At 55.7% G+C, this 20,740-nt stretch carries 10 protein-coding genes, 2 tRNA genes, 3 rRNA genes and 1 pseudogene; 4 read left to right on the top strand and 12 right to left on the bottom strand.

The annotated features are described in order from the left end of the window. Nucleotides 1–3: 3 nt before the first annotated feature. Nucleotides 4–654 (bottom strand): TetR family transcriptional regulator C-terminal domain-containing protein, encoded by a 651-nt coding sequence (locus tag CTT34_RS08410; protein ID WP_159342018.1) that lies wholly within the window; start codon nt 652–654, stop codon nt 4–6. A gap of 202 nt (nt 655–856) precedes the next feature. Between CTT34_RS08410 and xdhA the strand changes: the two genes are divergently transcribed. Genes xdhA through guaD form a run of 4 tightly spaced genes read left to right on the top strand, consistent with a single transcriptional unit; the run spans nt 857 to nt 6,893 of the window. Then, nucleotides 857–2,308, top strand: coding sequence for a xanthine dehydrogenase small subunit (gene xdhA / locus CTT34_RS08405; protein ID WP_159342017.1), 1,452 nt, complete (start codon nt 857–859; stop codon nt 2,306–2,308). Then, complete coding sequence (xdhB, locus tag CTT34_RS08400) at nt 2,292–4,715, top strand: xanthine dehydrogenase molybdopterin binding subunit (protein WP_159342016.1); 2,424 nt, start codon at nt 2,292–2,294, stop codon at nt 4,713–4,715. Before xdhA ends, xdhB begins: the two co-directional genes overlap by 17 nt. Beyond that, nucleotides 4,712–5,581 (top strand): xanthine dehydrogenase accessory protein XdhC, encoded by an 870-nt coding sequence (gene xdhC / locus CTT34_RS08395; protein WP_159342015.1) that lies wholly within the window; start codon nt 4,712–4,714, stop codon nt 5,579–5,581. Before xdhB ends, xdhC begins: the two co-directional genes overlap by 4 nt. A 1-nt stretch (nt 5,582) precedes the next feature. After that, nucleotides 5,583–6,893: a guanine deaminase gene (gene guaD, locus CTT34_RS08390; RefSeq protein ID WP_159342014.1), complete on the top strand. Its 1,311-nt coding sequence runs from the start codon at nt 5,583–5,585 to the stop codon at nt 6,891–6,893. Nucleotides 6,894–7,066: 173 nt separating this feature from the next. Here guaD and rrf read toward each other — a convergent pair. The 11 genes and pseudogenes from rrf to CTT34_RS08335 form a co-directional block, all read right to left on the bottom strand. Then, nucleotides 7,067–7,182, bottom strand: a 5S ribosomal RNA gene (gene rrf / locus CTT34_RS08385). Nucleotides 7,183–7,324: 142 nt separating this feature from the next. Continuing rightward, nucleotides 7,325–10,215 (bottom strand): 23S ribosomal RNA (locus CTT34_RS08380). 213 nt (nt 10,216–10,428) lie between these two features. Further along, nucleotides 10,429–10,504: transfer RNA gene (locus CTT34_RS08375), tRNA-Ala, on the bottom strand. A gap of 107 nt (nt 10,505–10,611) precedes the next feature. Further along, nucleotides 10,612–10,688 (bottom strand) — tRNA-Ile (locus tag CTT34_RS08370). Nucleotides 10,689–10,774: 86 nt separating this feature from the next. After that, nucleotides 10,775–12,307 (bottom strand): 16S ribosomal RNA (locus CTT34_RS08365). Together the 16S, 23S and 5S rRNA genes with 2 tRNA genes alongside form the textbook arrangement of a ribosomal RNA operon. Nucleotides 12,308–12,575: 268 nt before the next feature. Further along, nucleotides 12,576–13,568 carry an adenosine deaminase gene (locus tag CTT34_RS08360; protein ID WP_159342013.1) on the bottom strand — a complete coding sequence of 331 codons (993 nt, stop codon included), beginning with the start codon at nt 13,566–13,568 and terminating at the stop codon, nt 12,576–12,578. Continuing rightward, nucleotides 13,561–15,300 (bottom strand): thiol reductant ABC exporter subunit CydC, encoded by a 1,740-nt coding sequence (gene cydC / locus CTT34_RS08355; protein ID WP_159342012.1) that lies wholly within the window; start codon nt 15,298–15,300, stop codon nt 13,561–13,563. Before cydC ends, CTT34_RS08360 begins: the two co-directional genes overlap by 8 nt. After that, the gene (cydD, locus tag CTT34_RS08350) at nt 15,297–16,982 is read right to left on the bottom strand and encodes a thiol reductant ABC exporter subunit CydD (RefSeq protein WP_159342011.1); all 1,686 of its coding nucleotides are present in this window, start codon (nt 16,980–16,982) and stop codon (nt 15,297–15,299) included. The genes cydC and cydD overlap by 4 nt, the downstream gene beginning before the upstream one ends. A gap of 4 nt (nt 16,983–16,986) precedes the next feature. Beyond that, nucleotides 16,987–17,987 (bottom strand): annotated as a pseudogene (gene cydB / locus CTT34_RS08345) (cytochrome d ubiquinol oxidase subunit II). 2 nt (nt 17,988–17,989) lie between these two features. Further along, nucleotides 17,990–19,405: a cytochrome ubiquinol oxidase subunit I gene (locus tag CTT34_RS08340; protein WP_159342010.1), complete on the bottom strand. Its 1,416-nt coding sequence runs from the start codon at nt 19,403–19,405 to the stop codon at nt 17,990–17,992. Between the two features lie 213 nt (nt 19,406–19,618). After that, on the bottom strand, nt 19,619–20,593 hold the full coding sequence (locus tag CTT34_RS08335) for a calcium/sodium antiporter (RefSeq protein WP_159342009.1): 975 nt from the start codon (nt 20,591–20,593) through the stop codon (nt 19,619–19,621). Nucleotides 20,594–20,740: the final 147 nt, after the last annotated feature.

Genomic DNA, 20,740 nt, shown 5'->3' with positions numbered 1-20,740 from the left:
AAATCAGCGCGTGAGATGGCCGGAGGTTGCAATACCGCAGCCTTTGAGAATGACGTGTTCCAGAAACTGGCAAACGGACGCCAAATCCGCTTCGCTTAGCGACGCTTTCCCGAGGATGCCGGACACCTGGGCGCTATATTCCGTGTAGTGCTGGGTAGCTGACCAGATCAGAAATATCAACCACCGTGGGTCCACATCGTCCATTTTTCCCTGTCGCGACCACTCACGTATGATCGCCGCACGAGACGCCACCCATGCTTTGAGCTCTCCTGATAGATACTCTTTTAAAAAGGGAGCGCCCGCTAAAATTTCCGCAGCAAAGAGCTTGGACCCTTCCGGATAGCGCTGCCCAAGCTCCATTTTGGTGCGAATGAAATCGCTCAGTACTTGAGCGGGATCACTCTCTTCATGAATATCTTCGAGTACCGCGTTCCAGCGCTTCATCATTCGGTTCAGTAGACGGACGTAAAGCGCCTGCTTGCTACCCATGTAGTAGAGAATGTTGGCCTTGGGCAACTGGGCTTGATCGGCAATGGCTTGAAGACTGGCCCCCCGATAACCGTGCTGTGAAAACACCTGCTCTGCAGCGCTCAATATGGTCTGTTCGATGCGTTCTCTGCTGGCGTTTTCTGGGTTCGCGGTATCCACCGTCATTCAGTAAGCTCCTTGTGATCGCTCTCAGGCGAACTTGTCATCGTTGTCTCGTTAACGTGCCGCATCACAGTGCGTTTTGTAGCGAAATGCACACTAAAAGTGCATGACACATTCATTTAACAAACTCTTGCAAGAGGCGCCGTTTTGTCCCAAGCTCAACATTATTGACCGATCGGTCAGAACAATCATAACGGAGTTTGGCATGGCAACAATTGAGTTTCTGCTCAATGGCACCCCGACCCAGTGTCAGGTGTCCCCGGATACCAGTATTCTAACGCTGTTACGCGATCATTTGGGCATGACCGGCACGAAAGAGGGCTGTGCTTCGGGGGATTGCGGCGCGTGCACCGTCGCGATTAAAAGCCCGGCCGACTCGGATTTTCTGAGCCTTAACGCCTGCATTACCCCTGCCCATCAATTGCATGGCCAGCATCTACTCACCGTAGAGGGTCTATCAGCGAACGGAGAGCTTCATCCTGCGCAGCGGGCAATGGTCGAGTGCCACGGAAGCCAATGCGGTTTCTGTACGCCGGGTATCGTCATGTCGCTATTTACACTACATACCCAACAGCAGAAACGCCCGGCGCCCTTGACGCCGGAACGGCTGGAGGCAGCGCTGGGTGGCAACCTCTGCCGCTGTACCGGATACCGCCCCATTCGGGATGCCGCCCTGAGCATGTCGTCTCATCCATGGCAAACGCCGCAGTGGTTCGACGCCAGCCAACCAGCGACCGTGGCGCTGAGTCCGTCTAATACACCAGACGACGACGTCGCGCTTTTTGCCCAACCCGCCACGTTGGAAGAGCTCACGGCGCTTCGCCGCCGCTACCCATCGGCCCGCTTGGTGGCTGGCGCTACCGACCTGTGGCTTGAAAACACTCAGCGGCTGGCCACATTGAATCAATTGATCGACGTCACCCACGTCGAATCGCTGCGCCATATCGAAGAGGCCGCTCTGAATGGTAAGTCCGGCTGGTGGATCGGCGCAGGCGTCACTTACTCCCAGCTAGAGCCGCTGTTTGAAGCGCACTATCCAGCGTTTGCCCACCTGCTTCACCGGCTGGGCTCGCAGCAAGTGCGCAATCGAGGCACCTTAGGCGGTAACATCGCCAACGCTTCGCCCATTGGAGATACGCCGCCAGTGCTGTTGGCCCTGGGCGCGTCGTTGGAGCTGACGCATCGAGATGGCTGCCGCGTGCTGCCTCTTAGTGAGTTCTTCTTAGCGTATAAAAAGACAGCGCTCGCCGCCGATGAGGTCATCAGCCGTATTTTCATCCCGCGGCTAGCAGAGGATGCCGAGCTAAAAGTGTGGAAACTCTCCAAACGACGTGAGGACGATATTTCCGCCGTGCTAGGTGCTTTCCATTATCGCTTACAGGGTGGCGTTTTGAGCGACGTGCGGATCGCCTTTGGTGGCATGGCCGCGGTTCCTCAACGTGCCCTGCATGCAGAAGCGGCGTTGACGAACAGAGCGCTATCGCAGGAAAGTTTTCAAGCTGCGCAGCAGGCGCTGGGGAGCGACTTCCAACCAATGAACGATGTCCGTGGCAGCCAGCGCTATCGCCAGCAGGCCGCTGCCAACCTCATGGAACGTCTCTACCTTTCGCTTTCAGCACCGACACAGGAGGTCATGCTCCATGCGTACGCTCACTAAGCTTGATGGCGATAGCCGCCGCGCTCGCCGCGAATTGAACGATCACATTCAAGGGGCCGGGCCACTGGCTCGCCATACGGTTGACAGCCATGGGCAGCGCCAAGCCGGCACTTCCAGCTTCCACGAAAGCGCCGAGAAACACGTTACTGGTAAAGCGACCTACATTGATGATCTCAAAACGCCCCAGGATGCACTACACGCAGCGCTAGGGCTATCGCCCGTTGCCCATGGGACGCTAACGTCGATGGGGTTGGACGCGGTGCGCAGCGCGCCAGGTGTGGTCGATGTCATTACCTTCCATGATGTGCCTGGCCATACTGACATCGGCCCCGTGTTTCCCGGTGATCCGATTTTCGTTGACCATGAGATCAGCTACGCCGGACAGTGCCTCTTTGCCGTGGCAGCCACGTCCCTTCAGGCCGCTCGTCAAGCGGTCAAGTTGGCCTCTTTGCAAATCGATGAGCAGCCTGCCAGCTTGGATCCCGTGGCCGCCGCCGAGCGTCAAGACGTAGTCCGCCCTACCCATGTGCAAGCCCGTGGAGACTGGGCAGCCACCCTGCAAAATGCCGAGCAGTTGATTGAAGGCGAACTGTTCATCGGAGGACAGGAGCACTTCTATCTCGAGGGCCAGGCGTGCGTCGTGGTGCCCACGGAAGATGACGGCGTCATGGTCTACACCTCCAATCAGCACCCAAGCGAGACGCAAAAACTGGTCGCGGAGGTGCTTGGTGTTCCGTTTCATGCTGTAACAGTGGAAGTGCGCCGTATGGGCGGCGGTTTTGGGGGAAAAGAGACCCAAGCCTCGCCCTGGGCATGTATCGCTGCCATCATTGCGCGCCGCACTGGTAGGGCGACACGGCTTCGTCTAACGCGAAGTGACGACATGCGCATCACGGGCAAACGCCACCCATTTCATAATCGTTATCAGCTGGCGATCGATGCACGTGGCGTCATTCAGGGAGGCGATATTACGGTGATTGGCGACTGTGGCTATTCACCCGACCTCTCGGATGCCATCGTGGATCGCGCCATGTTCCACGCCGACAACGCCTACTCGCTGGGCGAGGCCCGGGTTACCGGCCACCGTGCCAAAACCCACACGGCGTCCAATACCGCCTTCCGTGGTTTTGGCGGCCCTCAGGGTATGATGATCATTGAGGCGGCGATGGATGACATTGCCCGCCAAGTAGGCGAAGACCCGCTGACCATTCGTAAACGCAATTTCTATCGCGATGGTCGTGATACGACGCATTACGGGCAGCAAGTCGATCAAAAACAGCTGCTGCATACCCTCGTGAACACACTGGAAACCAGCAGCGATTACTGGACTCGGCGCCAACAGTTACGCGACTTCAATGCATCGAGCCCCATCATCAAAAAAGGACTTGCGCTCACCCCCGTAAAATTTGGCATTTCATTCACCGCTCAGCATCTCAACCAAGCAGGGGCGCTGCTGCACGTTTACACCGACGGCAGCATCATGATCAATCATGGCGGCACTGAAATGGGCCAGGGGCTGCATACCAAAATTTGCCAAGTGGTGGCCCGAGAATTGGGCCTCGACTTGGACAGCGTGCGAATCAGCGCAACACGTACCGATAAAGTCCCCAACACCTCTCCTACGGCGGCCTCCAGCGGCGCGGACCTCAACGGTATGGCTGCCCGAGATGCTGCCAGCAAGCTGCGAGAGCGGCTGTTCGACTTTGCTGCCCAGCATTTCGAAGGTGGAATGGATCGTGAAGGCATGCGACTGGAAAACGGCATGCTGGTCGCAGGCATCGGAGAGAGCGAGCGTCGCATACCGTGGGGCGAACTCATCCAAACGGCATACTTAAACCGCGTATCACTTTCGGAAAAAGGGTTCTATGCGACGCCGTTGATTCACTATAACCGAGCGACGGGCCAAGGCCGCCCCTTCTACTATTATGCATTCGGCGCCGCGGTGGCCGAAGTCAGCGTGGACACACTCAGTGGAGAGTACTTGGTCGACCGAGTCGATGTCTTGCATGACGTAGGCAATTCGCTCAATCCAGCGATCGATATCGGTCAAGTCGAGGGGGGCTTCATTCAGGGGATGGGCTGGTTGACCAGTGAAGAGCTCAAATGGAACGATAAAGGCGTGCTGATTAGCGATGGACCGGCTACCTATAAAATCCCCACCTACGGTGACTTACCTCGTGTATTCAACGTTTCCCTCTTAGAGGGACACCCCAATTCCATGGCAAGCCTATACCGTTCGAAAGCCGTGGGCGAACCCCCCTTCATGCTAGGTATTTGTGTGTGGTCGGCGTTAAGAGACGCGCTGTCGAGCCTGACGGATTATCGCCTTTCCCCCCACTTGGATACGCCCGCCACACCAGAAAGAGTCATGATGGCAGCCAATGCCATCAGGAAAAAAACACTATGACGCCAACGCATGAAACGTGGCACGCTGCTCTGCACCGTTTACAGCAAAGCGGTACGCCACATGTCCTTGCAACACAAGTGACCAGCGCAGGTTCGACGCCACGCGAGCCGGGGGCTCGCATGGTCATTACCGATGACGCCATTATCGACACGCTGGGAGGCGGTACGTTCGAGTGGCAAACCATTAGCGCCGCTCGGACCTTATTACAGCAAGGGGAAGCCGGCATTCATCTTGAGGCATTTTCACTAGGCGGACGCAGCGGTCAGTGCTGCGGTGGCTTTGTCAATGTGCTGCTTGAGGTCTTTCCAGGCGCCCCCCAGCGGATTGCGCTATTTGGTGCGGGCCATGTAGGTCGAGAAATCGTCAAATTGAGCGCGCCACTTCCCTGGCAAATCGATTGGTATGACAGTCGCCCCGACCGTTTTACCAAGCAAGATGCCCAACAGCCACGTCTTAACTGTTACACGTTGGCGAGTGTGACCTCCGTCATGGACGCCCTCCCTACCGGTGGCCATACCCTCGTCATGACCCACAGCCATGACGAAGACTACGCGCTCATTTCAGCACTGCTGAAACGCCCGGACCTCGCCACGATTGGACTGATCGGTTCGGACAGTAAATGGGCGAGCTTTCAAGGTCGCTTGATGCGTGATGGCTTTTCACCGGATGAGATTCAGCGAGTCCGCTGCCCCATTGGCGCCGTTCACGGCACCAAACTCAGCAATAAAACGCCCTATGCGATTGCCATGACCGTCGTGACCGAACTGTTATGGTTAACCGATCAACCCATCGATCGGCAAACCCGCGGACTCGACCCCGTAGCTTTACGCTCTCTATTCAACGATACAGCGACACATTCGAGCTAATATGACTTCTACTGATACGTTTATCCGCGCGGAGCTGGTGAGCTTTGCCCGTGATCCAGGGGACGACGATTTTCCGACACCTGGCAGCCTCGAGCATTACGGCGATGGTCTTCTGTGGCTAAAAGAGGGTCATATCCACGCAGTTGGCCACTACGTGGATATCATCGAACAGTTACCCTCAAACAGTCAGGTGCTCGATTATCGTGGCAAACTCATCATGCCTGGCTTTATCGATACCCACGTGCACTATGTCCAGCTCGATATCATGGCCTCCTATGGTCGCCAGCTACTCGACTGGCTCAACGACTATACGTTCCCTGAAGAGTGTCGCTTTGCCAATCATGCCCATGCAGAAGCTCTCTCCAACGCGTTTTTAGACGAAATGCTGAGAGCTGGCACCACGACCGCGCAAGTGTTCGGCTCTAGCCACCCAGGGTCGGTCGATGCATTCTTTACCGCTTGCCAGAAACGCCAATTACGCATGCTTGTCGGCAAAGTACTGATGGATCGTAATGCCCCCGACGCATTGATGGATGGTGCAACGGGTATTACCGATACCGAGCGTTTGATCGAAGACTGGCACGGCAAACAACGCTTAGGCTACAGCGTAACACCTCGATTTGCGCCGACATCGACAAAGACCCAAATGGATGCGGCAGGCGCGCTTCTGCGCAATGACGCTTCTCTATGGCTACAAACGCATCTTGCTGAGAATAGCGGAGAACTCGACTGGGTAGCCGAGCTTTTCCCGGGCAGCCGAGACTACCTCTCCGTGTATGAAGACGCTGGACTCGTCGGACCTCGCAGCACCTTTGCCCATGGAATTCACCTGGATAACGGTATGCGCCAACGGCTGGCCGAGCGAGGCGCCAATATTGCATTCTGCCCAAGCTCCAACCTTTTCCTAGGCAGCGGACTCTTTGATCGAGAAGCAGCGAAAGAGATAGGAATGTCCTTCACCTACGCCAGTGATATTGGCGCCGGTACCGATCTTTCGGGATTCGCGACGCTGAAAAGCGCCTATCAAGTTGGCCAATTGCGGGGGCAGCCGCTGACGGCTTGGCAGGGGTTTTACGGCTTGACCCACGGTAACGCTAAAGCGCTCTCGCTGGATCATCACATTGGGCAGCTCGCCCCGTCTTACGAAGCCGATTTTGTCGTGATCGATCCCCATGCCACATCGCTGCTTGAGCGCCGTATCCAACACTGCACCACGTTGGGCGAGCGCCTCTTCGCCCTCATGATGCTGGCCGATGACCGCGCCATCTATGAAACCTGGGCAGGCGGTATTCGCCAACATCAGCGGGATTGATCCCGATCTAAAAGCCGCGTTTGATAAGCGGCTTTTTTGTTTCCCTCCCGCGTTTTCCAGAGACCACACAACCAAAAAGCCCCGAGCACAGGATGCCCGGGGCTGGTCATGGCGCGCTTTCGAGCGCGCAACAAAAAACCCAGCCGTTTGGCTGGGTTCTTTGCGGTATAAGTGCCTGACGATGACCTACTCTCGCATGGGGAGACCCCACACTACCATCGGCGCTAAGCGGTTTCACTTCTGAGTTCGGCAAGGGATCAGGTGGTTCACGCGTGCTATGGTCGTCAGGCGTAACAGGTAATGCATATCATGCTGAGTGTTGTGTGATCGTCTCTTGTCCGCTAGCGCCTTGGCTGGCGGATGCGTATCCGGTTCTCTGAGTGGCGATCCACTCGATCGTTATCATCGCGACCAGACCCCTTGGGTGTTATAGGGTCAAGCCTCACGGGCCATTAGTACACGTTAGCTCAACGCCTTGCAGCGCTTCCACACCGTGCCTATCAACCAGCTGGTCTCGCTGGGCCCTTTAGGAGGCTCTAGGCCTCAGGGATGTCTCATCTTGAAGGGGGCTTCCCGCTTAGATGCTTTCAGCGGTTATCCCGTCCGACCATAGCTACCCGGCAATGCCACTGGCGTGACAACCGGAACACCAGAGGGTCGTCCACTCCGGTCCTCTCGTACTAGGAGCAGCTCTTCTCAAACATCCAACGCCCACGGCAGATAGGGACCGAACTGTCTCACGACGTTCTAAACCCAGCTCGCGTACCACTTTAAATGGCGAACAGCCATACCCTTGGGACCGACTTCAGCCCCAGGATGTGATGAGCCGACATCGAGGTGCCAAACACCGCCGTCGATGTGAACTCTTGGGCGGTATCAGCCTGTTATCCCCGGAGTACCTTTTATCCGTTGAGCGATGGCCCTTCCATACAGAACCACCGGATCACTAGAACCTGCTTTCGCACCTGCTCGACGTGTCTGTCTCGCAGTCAAGCACCCTTATGCTCTTGCACTCATTGCACGATGTCCGACCGTGCTGAGGGTACCTTCGTGCTCCTCCGTTACGCTTTGGGAGGAGACCGCCCCAGTCAAACTACCCACCACACACTGTCCTCGATCCGGATAACGGACCTGAGTGAGAACGCCAATGATGCCAGGCTGGTATTTCAAGGTTGGCTCCACCCGAACTGGCGTCCGGGTTTCAAAGCCTCCCAGCTATCCTACACAGGCAACATCAGCGTCCAGTGTGAAGCTATAGTAAAGGTTCACGGGGTCTTTCCGTCTAGCCGCGGGTACACCGCATCTTCACGGCGATTTCAATTTCACTGAGTCTCGGGTGGAGACAGCGTGGCCATCATTACGCCATTCGTGCAGGTCGGAACTTACCCGACAAGGAATTTCGCTACCTTAGGACCGTTATAGTTACGGCCGCCGTTTACCGGGGCTTCGATCAAGAGCTTCGGCCGAGGCCTAACACCATCACTTAACCTTCCGGCACCGGGCAGGCGTCACACCCTATACGTCCGCTTGCGCGTTAGCAGAGTGCTGTGTTTTTACTAAACAGTTGCAGCCACCTGGTATCTTCGACCGGTTCGGGCTCGGGGAGCAAGTCCCATTACCCTACGCCGGCGTGCCTTCTCCCGAAGTTACGGCACCATTTTGCCTAGTTCCTTCACCCGAGTTCTCTCAAGCGCCTTGGGATTCTCACCCTGACCACCTGTGTCGGTTTGGGGTACGGTCGCACATGATCTGAAGCTTAGAGGCTTTTCCTGGAAGCGTGGCATCAATGACTTCCGGACCGTGGTCCGTTCGTTTCGTGTCTCGGCCTTAGCGTCCCGGATTTACCTAAGACACCAGCCTACTCACTTTCACCAGGACAACCAACGCCTGGCTCACCTAGCCTTCTCCGTCCCCCCATCGCAATCATGTCCGGTACGGGAATATTGACCCGTTTCCCATCGACTACGCCTTTCGGCCTCGCCTTAGGGGCCGACTCACTCTGCTCCGATTAGCGTCGAACAGAAACCCTTGGTCTTCCGGCGAGGGAGTTTTTCACTCCCTTTATCGTTACTCATGTCAGCATTCGCACTCGTGATACCTCCAGCATGCTTCTCAACACACCTTCATTGGCTTACACGACGCTCCTCTACCGCTCATCCAGAGGATGAACCCGTAGCTTCGGTACCTGGTTTAGCCCCGTTACATCTTCCGCGCAGGCCGACTCGACTAGTGAGCTATTACGCTTTCTTTAAAGGATGGCTGCTTCTAAGCCAACCTCCTAGCTGTCTGAGCCTTCCCACATCGTTTCCCACTTAACCAGGATTTGGGGACCTTAGCTGACGGTCTGGGTTGTTTCCCTTTTCACGACGGACGTTAGCACCCGCCGTGTGTCTCCCACGCTCGCACTCACCGGTATTCGGAGTTTGCCTCGGGTTGGTAAGTCGGGATGACCCCCTAGCCGAAACAGTGCTCTACCCCCGGCGGTGATACGTGAGGCGCTACCTAAATAGCTTTCGAGGAGAACCAGCTATCTCCGAGCTTGATTAGCCTTTCACTCCGATCCACAAGTCATCCAAATCTTTTTCAACAGATCCTGGTTCGGGCCTCCAATTGATGTTACTCAATCTTCACCCTGCTCATGGATAGATCGCTCGGTTTCGGGTCTATATCCAGCGACTGTGTCGCCCAGTTAAGACTCGGTTTCCCTACGGCTCCCCTATACGGTTAACCTCGCCACTGAATATAAGTCGCTGACCCATTATACAAAAGGTACGCAGTCACGGAACAAGTCCGCTCCTACTGCTTGTACGCACACGGTTTCAGGATCTATTTCACTCCCCTCTCCGGGGTTCTTTTCGCCTTTCCCTCACGGTACTGGTTCACTATCGGTCAGCCAGGAGTATTTAGCCTTGGAGGATGGTCCCCCCGTCTTCAGTCAAGGTTTCTCGTGCCCCGACCTACTCGATTTCACATGATCAGATTTTCGGCTACGGGGCTATCACCCACTATGGCCACGCTTCCCAGCGTATTCGCCTAATCAGTCACATGCTTAAGGGCTGGTCCCCGTTCGCTCGCCGCTACTAGGGGAATCTCGGTTGATTTCTTTTCCTCAGGGTACTTAGATGTTTCAGTTCCCCTGGTTCGCCTCCTACGCCTATGTATTCAGCGTAGGATACTCAGCTTATGCTGAGTGGGTTTCCCCATTCAGAGATGTCCGGGTCACAGGTCGTTTGCCACCTCACCGAACCTTATCGCAGGCTACCACGTCTTTCATCGCCTCTGGCTGCCTAGGCATCCACCGTGTGCGCTTCATTGCTTGACCCTATAACCCGAAGGGGTCTGGTATCTCGCAATGATAACGATTGCCGGATACGCTTGAGACGTATCACTTAACAATTACGTATGAACGTTTCAACAAACGTTCATGTCAGCATGATATACATTGTTAAAGAGCGACTGTTCAGTGAACAGTGATAAGGCAACGCTGATGCGTCTGACTTATCAATGGTCACGAAACAACAAACGGTGTCGAGAATGGTGGAGCCAAGCGGGATCGAACCGCTGACCTCCTGCGTGCAAGGCAGGCGCTCTCCCAGCTGAGCTATGGCCCCATCTGACCACACTGACCTCTCGGTAATTTTATGTCTCACAAGGCATGCCATGGCACCGCATAGTCTGACTATACAAAGCACAAGAGCATGATGTGTTCGATAAAATTTGGTGGGTCTGGGCAGACTTGAACTGCCGACCTCACCCTTATCAGGGGTGCGCTCTAACCAACTGAGCTACAGACCCAAGAGGGGATCGTGCGTAAACCGTTTGCTCTACTATCTGATCAGGTAATTCATTGTGAGCGCTTACCGCGAGGGGAAGACATCGTTTAAGGAGGTGATCCAGCCGCAGGTTCCCCTACGGCTACCTTGTTACGACTTCACCCCAGTCATGAACCACACCGTGGTGATCGCCCTCTTGCGTTAGGCTAACCACTTCTGGTGCAGTCCACTCCCATGGTGTGACGGGCGGTGTGTACAAGGCCCGGGAACGTATTCACCGTAGCATTCTGATCTACGATTACTAGCGATTCCGACTTCACGGAGTCGAGTTGCAGACTCCGATCCGGACTGAGATCGGCTTTTCGGGATTGGCTGACTCTCGCGAGCTCGCAACCCTTTGTACCGACCATTGTAGCACGTGTGTAGCCCTACTCGTAAGGGCCATGATGACTTGACGTCGTCCCCACCTTCCTCCGGTTTGTCACCGGCAGTCTCCTTAGAGTTCCCGCCATTACGCGCTGGCAAATAAGGACAAGGGTTGCGCTCGTTACGGGACTTAACCCAACATTTCACAACACGAGCTGACGACAGCCATGCAGCACCTGTCTCTGCGTTCCCGAAGGCACTAAGGTATCTCTACCGAATTCGCAGGATGTCAAGAGTAGGTAAGGTTCTTCGCGTTGCATCGAATTAAACCACATGCTCCACCGCTTGTGCGGGCCCCCGTCAATTCATTTGAGTTTTAACCTTGCGGCCGTACTCCCCAGGCGGTCGACTTATCGCGTTAACTTCGCCACAAAGTGCGCTAGGCACCCAACGGCTGGTCGACATCGTTTACGGCGTGGACTACCAGGGTATCTAATCCTGTTTGCTACCCACGCTTTCGCACCTCAGTGTCAGTGTCAGTCCAGAAGGCCGCCTTCGCCACTGGTATTCCTCCCGATCTCTACGCATTTCACCGCTACACCGGGAATTCTACCTTCCTCTCCTGCACTCTAGCTTGACAGTTCCGGATGCCGTTCCCAGGTTGAGCCCGGGGCTTTCACAACCGGCTTATCAAGCCACCTACGCGCGCTTTACGCCCAGTAATTCCGATTAACGCTTGCACCCTCCGTATTACCGCGGCTGCTGGCACGGAGTTAGCCGGTGCTTCTTCTGCGAGTGATGTCTTTCCTAGCGGGTATTAACCGCTAGGCGTTCTTCCTCGCTGAAAGTGCTTTACAACCCGAGGGCCTTCTTCACACACGCGGCATGGCTGGATCAGGGTTGCCCCCATTGTCCAATATTCCCCACTGCTGCCTCCCGTAGGAGTTCGGGCCGTGTCTCAGTCCCGATGTGGCTGATCATCCTCTCAGACCAGCTACGGATCGTTGCCTTGGTGAGCCTTTACCTCACCAACTAGCTAATCCGACATAGGCTCATCCGATAGCGGGAGCCGAAGCCCCCTTTCTCCCGTAGGACGTATGCGGTATTAGCCTGGGTTTCCCCAGGTTATCCCCCACTATCGGGCAGATTCCTATGCATTACTCACCCGTCCGCCGCTCGTCAGCATCCAGCAAGCTGGATCTGTTACCGCTCGACTTGCATGTGTTAGGCCTGCCGCCAGCGTTCAATCTGAGCCATGATCAAACTCTTCAGTTTAAGATCAATGCGGTTCTTGCCTGTGACCGAGGCCACAGAAGCGAACCAAACTTGGCTCAAGGGTCAAACGAATTCATTCATTAGGCCGAAGCCTGTTTGACGAGTCGCTTGCCTTGATAATAGGTGATGATTCACCCTCATCGGCAAGCGCCCACATGAATTACCTGATCAAATTGTTAAAGAGCTTTCGAATGGCGTTGCCGTTCGATGTGGTGCGTATTTTACGCATATAACGTCGCGCGTCAACACCTTTTTTTCAAAGCATCCGTTACGCAGCCGCTAATCGCTTGAGAAGCTCTTCACGACGCTGTTCGCTGACAAAAGCTTCTTCAATCGCATTACGATTGAGCATACGAAACGTGTCTTCTTTCCAACCAAACGCCTGAGCACATGCCATGTGGTTTTCCAACAGACCACCGCCAAAGTAAGCAGGATCGTCGGAGCTAATGGTGACTTTCAGCCCTTCTGCCAATAGCCGGGGTAACGGATGGTCACTTAATTGATCAACGACTTTCAAGCTGACGTTGGACAACGGGCACACCGTCAAGACCGTTTGCTGATCACGCAGGCGCTTGACTACATCGTTACTTTCCAAGCAGCGAACGCCGTGATCGATACGCTGCACGTCCAGCAGGTCGAGAGCGTCTGCGATGTATTCGGCGGGGCCCTCTTCACCGGCATGAGCAACGCGCACTAGCCCCAACTCTTTGGCACGGGCGAACAGAGCCTGGAATTTAGCAGGAGGATGATCGCGCTCCGCGCTATCCAGCCCAATGGCGTCAAGGAACTTCCAGTAAGGAGAGGCCTGCTCGAGTACATGCAACGCTTCTTCGGCGGGACGGTCACGCAAAAATGCCATGATCATTCCAACCGTCAAGTCCAGCGTAGCTTCGGCATCCTCTTTCGCACGAAGCAGGCCAGCCATGACGACTTCTAGCGGGACGCCACGCTGTAGGTGCGCCTGTGGGTCGAAATGCATGTCGATATGCATGACACCTTCGCTACGGGCGCGCTTGAAATAATCCATAGCAAGGTCATAAAAGTCCTGTTCGTTACGCAGCACGTTCATGCCTTGATAGTACAGATCTAAAAACCCCTGAAGATCTTGAAAGTCGTAAGCAGCTTTTGCTTCCTCAACAGAGGCATAAGGGAGCTCGATACCGTTACGAGCCGCCAAGGTAAACATGAGCTCAGGCTCAAGGGAACCTTCGATATGCAAGTGGAGCTCGACTTTGGGAAGTTGGCGTAAAAACTCATTCATACTGCGCTCCTGCTTGCGGATAGGTTGACGAGGTAGTATCGATAAATAGCCGCCCTCCATCAAGGTGCCAGCACGCTTCCACCCCTGGTAAAAGCGCGGCGTCATCTACTTGATGGACAAAGAAAATCACCGTCCGACCTACGAGCCAGTGATCTAACGCCGTCGCCAAATGCCTGGCCGTGCGCGCATCCACGCCCGCAAACGGTTCATCCAATAGCACAACCGACGGGTCACGTAGCAGTAACCTGGCTAACGCCACTCTTCGCGCTTGACCGCCAGAAAGCTGCTGACCTTTCTCTCCTACGTGGGTCAACAATTCTTTGGGCTGCTGCCTCACCCAGTCCTCCAGGGCCACCATAGCCAGCACATGCCACAACTCATCATCGGTTGCGCTGGGTTTCGCCATACGCAAATTCGCTTCTAACGTGCCATCGAATAGATCCGTTTGCTGGGTTAAAAGAACGAAATGCTCTGCCCTGCTCTCTACGGAAACACGATGAGGGGAGATACCGGCCATACTGACCGCACCTTGCGTCGGGGCTATACGTCCCATCAACATGCTAGCTAACGTCGACTTACCGGACCCCGAGACGCCGGTAATCACCACACGCGATTGCGGGCGAAGTGTGGCATGGACGGCCGACAGCGCGGGATAGGCCGCGCCAGGGTAAACGTAATGCACTGAGTCGAGCTGGATGGCGTACTCGCCAGCATTTGATGGCAAACGCTGCACGCCCTGCCCAGGCGCCTCCTTTTTGAGCGCATTTAAACGCTGAACAGCAGCATAACTCGCGCCGAGCTTCAAGAACGCAGAAGGGAGCAGTGCAAACACTTCGTTAATGCCTAGTACGGCAATGACTGCCATCACGACAATAGGCCCAACGACCGCTTCTGCTGAGAGTGCTAAGCTGCCCAGCCACAGCGTCGCTATGAGTAAAAGACCAGTGACCACGGCAACAAACGCATTACCCAGGGCTGATTTCAAGACGAGACGGCGCTGATTCGTCATGGCCTCCACTTCATGCGAGTGCACTTTCTGACGGTGCCAAGCGACCGTCTGATAACTCAGCAGCTCCGCAGATGCTTGTATCTGGTCCAGCACCAGCCGGCGCAGCTCTTCCTGATCACTGACTTGCTGGTAACTATTGGCGAAGCCGAGCCAACCAAAGCCAAAAGTCACCACCCCCCAAAGAAGCGTCAATACGAACGCTATCGCGATGCCGACAGCGGGCAGCCATATCGCAATGAATCCCGAGACCATCAAGATCGTGAGCAGCGCGGCTACCGGTGGAATCAAGCACCGTAGGTAGAAATTGTCGAGCTGATCGATATCAGCCGTGAGGCGACTCAACCACTCGCTGACTCGGCGACGCTTGAGGGTTGCATCATCCAACCCCGTCAAGTCGCCAAACACGCGATAGCGCAAATCAGCCAGCAGCGTAAGCACGGTGTTATGGTTATGAAGCCGCTCGATGTAGCGCGCCACGGTTCTCAGCAACGCAAAAAAACGAATACCCCCACCAGGGACGTAGACATCCAACGACGAGGGCAGGCCCGCTGCCAAAGCGATGCCCGCGAGGGCACAGGAAACGATGAACCACCCGGAAAGCCCTAGCAGCGACAACCCCGCGAGCAAGGTAATCCATACCAGCAGCGCCCCCAGCCAAAACGCCTGACGACGGCGAAGCAGCAGGCTGAGCCAGGGCGCAACGTCACGATACAGTTGCTTCATGGCGTCACCTCCACTAGCTGACCAGAGCGGCACACAAAATGACGATTGGCCACTGACACCACTGCGGGATGATGCGTCGCCATGACCAGTGTACGCCCCTCTTTTGCCCACTCCAGCAGTGCCCGAATGACTGCGCCTTCCGTTTCTGCATCCAAACTCGCTGTCGGCTCATCAAGCAAGATGAGCTGGGCATGGCTAAGATAAACACGCGCCAGCGCAAGCCGTTGCGCTTGACCACCGGAAAGGCCAACGCCGCGCTCACCCACCGTGGTAGCCAGGCCATGGGACAAACTAGCCAAGAGATCACCAAGCCCGGCCCGCTCTAGCGCCTCGATGAGTCGAGCATCGTCTGCATCAGGCGAGGCAATGCGTAGATTATCCGCCAGGGAACCTTGCAAAATGCAGGGTGATTGGTCCAGCCAAGCAATGGGTATCGAAGTGTCGATACGGCACTCCCCACGATCTGGTGCCATGAACCCCGCCATGAGCGCCAGCAACGAGGACTTACCGCTCCCCGACTCACCGGTCAATACCGCCACGTCGCCAGCCCGCAGCGTCATGCTGACACGGCTTAAAACCGCCGAACGTTCTACATAACGAATATCGACACCCTCGAGCGCCACAATCACCCCCACCTCTGTAGGCGGCTTCGACGGTGACGCGACTCGACTAGGTTCGTTTAGGATGGCCACCAAACTTTCGGCTGAACCGAGGGCAGCAGCACGATCGTGATAATGCTGTGAAAGCGTTCTCAAGGGCTGAAAAAACTCTGGCGCTAGAAGAAGCACCGCCAACCCGCTGAAGAGTGTCAACTGGGGCGACGGCCCGTAATCGATATACCCCAGCAGACCGAAGCCGACGTACATGGCCACGACGGCAATGGCCACGGAAGCAAAAAACTCCAGAACGGCCGATGACAAGAACGCCAAACGCAGCGTCCGCATGCTGAGCCTTCGGTAGTGATCGGTGGCGTACCATACGTCTTGCTGGGCCGCCTTGGTATGCCCGAACAGCTGAAGCGTGGTCATACCACGCACACGGTCGATGAAGTGCGCCGATAGACGAGAAACGGCCATGAATTGATCGCGATTCATACGCTCGGCCCCCATACCGACCAACGCCATGAACAGCGGGATCAGCGGTGCAGATAGCAATAAGAAAACGGCGACCAAGTAATCCAGCCCAACGACGACCCCTAGGATAATCAGTGGCAAAACCACCACGATTCTTAGCTGCGGGTAGAAACGGGCGAAGTAGCCATCCAAGGCCTCGATATGCTCAACCGACTGAGTAGCCAACGCACCGCTTTGCTGACGCGTCAGCCACACCGGACCAAGCGCCGAGATTTTATCGAGAAGGGTTTGCCTGGCGTACTGGCGAATGCGAAGGCTTGCTTTGGCGCTGCACATTTCCTGCAGCGCCTGGAACAAAGAGCGAAGTAAGACAACGGCCACGAGGCCTGCCAATGGGGTGATCAGTGACCAAGGGGAGCGGCCTGCAATGACCAATTGATCGATAAGCCAAGCAAGCCCCACCACCAGCAGGACCGTTTGTACGCCTGCCAACACTCCCCACATTGCCGCCCACGTCAGTTGATTCCGCTCGCGCTTGGCAAGCTGATTGAGCCAATGGCGCGGCGTCATGACCTCCACCGTTTCTACTTCGGGAGGATGGTCTGTCATAGCGTTAGTGGTACCCCTCGCCAACACGCACCTTGCCGCGGAACACCCAATAGGTCCATGCGGTGTAGGCCAGGATGATCGGAATGACGAACAGCACGCCAATTAGCAAAAATAGCTGTGATTCTGGCGCTGACGCAGCATCCCAAAGCGTGTAATTGGGCGGCACGATGACCGGCCACTTACTGACGATCAGCCCCAAGTAGGTAAACACGTAGATACCGATCGTCGCGACGAAAGGAATGCCCTCATCACGGCGTTTGACGGACCGATACACCATAAAGGCCGAAAAGAGCGCAAGCGCCGGGAAAATCCAGATCAGTTGAAGGTTGCCAAACCAACGCTCCCACACCACCGGATTCACAAACGGCGTCCAAATGCTAATGATCGCGAACACACCCAGCACCAGCGCCAGCAGCATAGGAGTGATCTTATAGGCCCAATCTTGAATGTGCCCTTCCGACTTAAGGATCAACCAGGTCGCACCAAGCAGCGCATAGCCCGCCATCAAACCCAGTCCCGTGAGCACTGAGAACGGCGTCAACCAGTCGAAAGCACCACCCACGAAGGCAAAGTTTTCGACGCGGAAGCCTTGAATGTACGCCCCTACGACGGCCCCTTGGGCAAACGCCGCCACGCCAGACCCCAGCTGAAGGCACGGTTCCACCAGCGGCGGTTACGACGCGACTTGAAGCGAAACTCAAATGCGACGCCGCGGAAAATCAGCCCGGCCAGCATCAAGAAAACACCGATATAGAGCGCTGGCAAAAAGACCGAATACACCAGCGGGAAGGCGCCGAGCAGGCCAGCGCCCCCCAGTACTAGCCACGTTTCGTTGCCGTCCCATACGGGGGCCACCGAGTTCATCATGACATCACGAGAATCTTCATCCGGGGCGAATGGGAACAGTATCCCCAAGCCCAGATCGAAACCATCCATCAACACGTACATCATGATGCCGAAGCCAATGATGCCCGCCCAAATTAGCGTTAAATCAAACATTTCCATGTTTAGCTCCTTACCGGATCGACATCATCGTCAAAAGGCGTATGCGCAGCAGAGAACGGACGCATGGGACGCTTGAAGTTCTCGCTGGTAGTGTCTTGTTCCTCTTCAGGCAGCATGCCGTTGCGCACCACACGCGTGAGGTAGTAGATACCGGCGTAGAACACGACCGCGTATACCGCCACGTAACCAATCAGAGTGAACAGTGCCATCGGCCCGGTTAGCGAAGGCGTCAGGCCTTCGGCGTGAGTCATCATGCCGTAAACCAACCACGGCGCACGGCCAGATTCAGTAACGATCCAACCTGCCAACACGGCGGCAAACGGCATCGGAATCATGCACACCAGTGCTTTCAAGTAACCATTATGTTCATACACCTTGCCTTTGCGCCGCATCAATAAACCGACGAAGGCCGTGGCAATCATCAATAAGCCGATCCCCACCATCACACGGAAAGCCCAGAAAACGATGATCACCGGCGGCTGCTCGTCGGGCGCTGCTTCGCTGACACCTGGAATCACACCATCGGTGGAGTGAGTCAGGATCATGCTCGCCAGATTCGGGATACCAATCTCAAAATGGTTGATTTGTGCCTCTTGGTCGGGAATGGCAAACAGCAGCAACGGGACGTTGCCAGACGTTTCCCAATGCCCTTCCATTGCTGCCACCTTAGTGGGCTGATGCTCCAGCGTGTTGAGACCATGGAAGTCCCCCACCACGGCTTGAGCAGGCGCCAGGAACAGCAACAGCCACAAACACATGGAGAGCGCGCGACGGTTGGCTTCCGGGTCGCGTCCACGCAGCAGGAACCAAGCGCTGACCCCGGCCACCACGAAACCACCGGTCAAGAACGACGCCATGGCCATGTGAGCAAAGCGGTACGGGAAAGAAGGGTTGAAGATGGCCTCAGACCAAGAGAGCACGTGGAAGCGATTATCGATCAGCTCCACGCCTGCCGGGGTATGCATCCAGCTGTTAGCGGACAAAATCCAGAAGGAAGAGATAAACGTGCCAACAGCCACCATGATAGCCGCAAACAAGTGCACTCCTTGCGGGACCTTACCGCGACCGAAGAGAAGCACACCAAGGAAGGCCGCTTCCAAGAAGAACGCGGTCACGACTTCATAGCTCAGCACTGGCCCCAAGAAGTTGGAGGCGGCCTGAGAGAAATTGCTCCAATTGGTGCCGAACTGGAAGGACATCACGATGCCCGAGACGACGCCCATACCGAAGACCACGGCAAACACCTTGGTCCAAAACAGCGATAGGCGGTCCCACGCAGGATTGCCGGTCTTGAAGTACAGCCCGTGGAGCAGCGCAATGTAAGACGCTAGGCCAATAGTAAAGACTGGAAAGATCGCATGAAACGATACAACGAAGGCGAACTGTATTCGCGATAGTACTAAGGGGTCGAGTTCCATCACACTCTCCTAAGACCTGAGTTGGTATCCCGTCAATGGGTGTCACAAGCTTAGTTGAGCCTTAATGGCGCTGCATTTTAGTTATAAGCACTAAGCTTATTCTTTACATGAGTTGTAGTTTACCGCTTCGACCATCGTTATACAGCGATAGTTTGCCTGAAAAGCTGTGTCGCATTGACGCACACTCTCCAGGCAACTTCCGTTATTCGACACTTAAGACATGACTACGACGCTGACCATATAGGCGGTGTAGGCAATGAACATGGAAAACAGCACACCGCCCTCAACACGATTGATGCGCCGCGGGCGACCACGCCAAGAGAACGCAAACAGCACCATGATGAGCGTCATGAACGTCATCACGCCCCAATCACGCACCAGCACTTCCCGCCCCGCTTCGATCGGTACGATGACACCTGCCAAGCCGACCACAGCCATACTGTTGAACAGGTTCGAGCCCACTACGTTACCCAACACCATATCGTGTTCGTTACGGCGCAGCGCACTGATTGACGAGGCCAGCTCCGGTAGCGATGTACCCACCGCGACGACGGTCAAACCGATGATCAAATCACTGACCCCAAACCCTACCGCGATTTCGACGGCGCCCCACACCAGCAGGCGAGAGCTGGCAATCAACAGCACCAAACCAATCAGCGTCCACATGATGGATTTACCACGAGACATCGGTTTGCTATCCAGGCTTTCGGTCACTTCTGCCATCAGCGGGTCATCCTGCTGACCGCGCGAGCTGATGATGCTGGCCGTGATGAAGACGCCCAACCCCACCAGCAGCAAGGCCGCTTCGATGCGCGATATCCAGCCATCCAGCAGCATGTAACCCGTTACCAGCATGACGATGACGAGTAGCGGCATCTCTTTGCGAATCACGCTCGAATGAACGGCCAAAGGTGCCATCAGCGCGACGAAACCGAGCACCAGCCCCATATTGGCAATGTTGGAACCGTAAGCATTACCCACCGCCAAGCCCGGGTTGCCTTGCATGGCCGCCAACACCGACACCATCATTTCCGGTGCCGACGTACCAAAGCCGATCACTAGCATGCCTATCAGCAGAGGCGATAACCCCAACCAGCGAGACGTCGCCGCAGCGCCATCGATGAATTTCTCTGCACTCCATATCAGCAGGACCAAGCCCGCGACCACAGCAAGAAAGGCGAGTAACATTTCAGTTCCTTAATGTCATAATGTTAGGCACTATCGCGGCTGCATCCTTGTCTAACTAGCCTCTTCGGTCAAGCGCTGTTTGCATGCACCCTTCCCGTTTCCTAGGTTGACATAAGCAACGCCCCATCGTATTGGTTCTAACCGCAT

This window comes from Halomonas meridiana (assembly GCF_009846525.1).
Taxonomy (GTDB): domain Bacteria; phylum Pseudomonadota; class Gammaproteobacteria; order Pseudomonadales; family Halomonadaceae; genus Vreelandella.
Note: the sequence above shows the minus strand (reverse complement) of the source record. Positions and strands in the feature narration are given on the sequence as shown.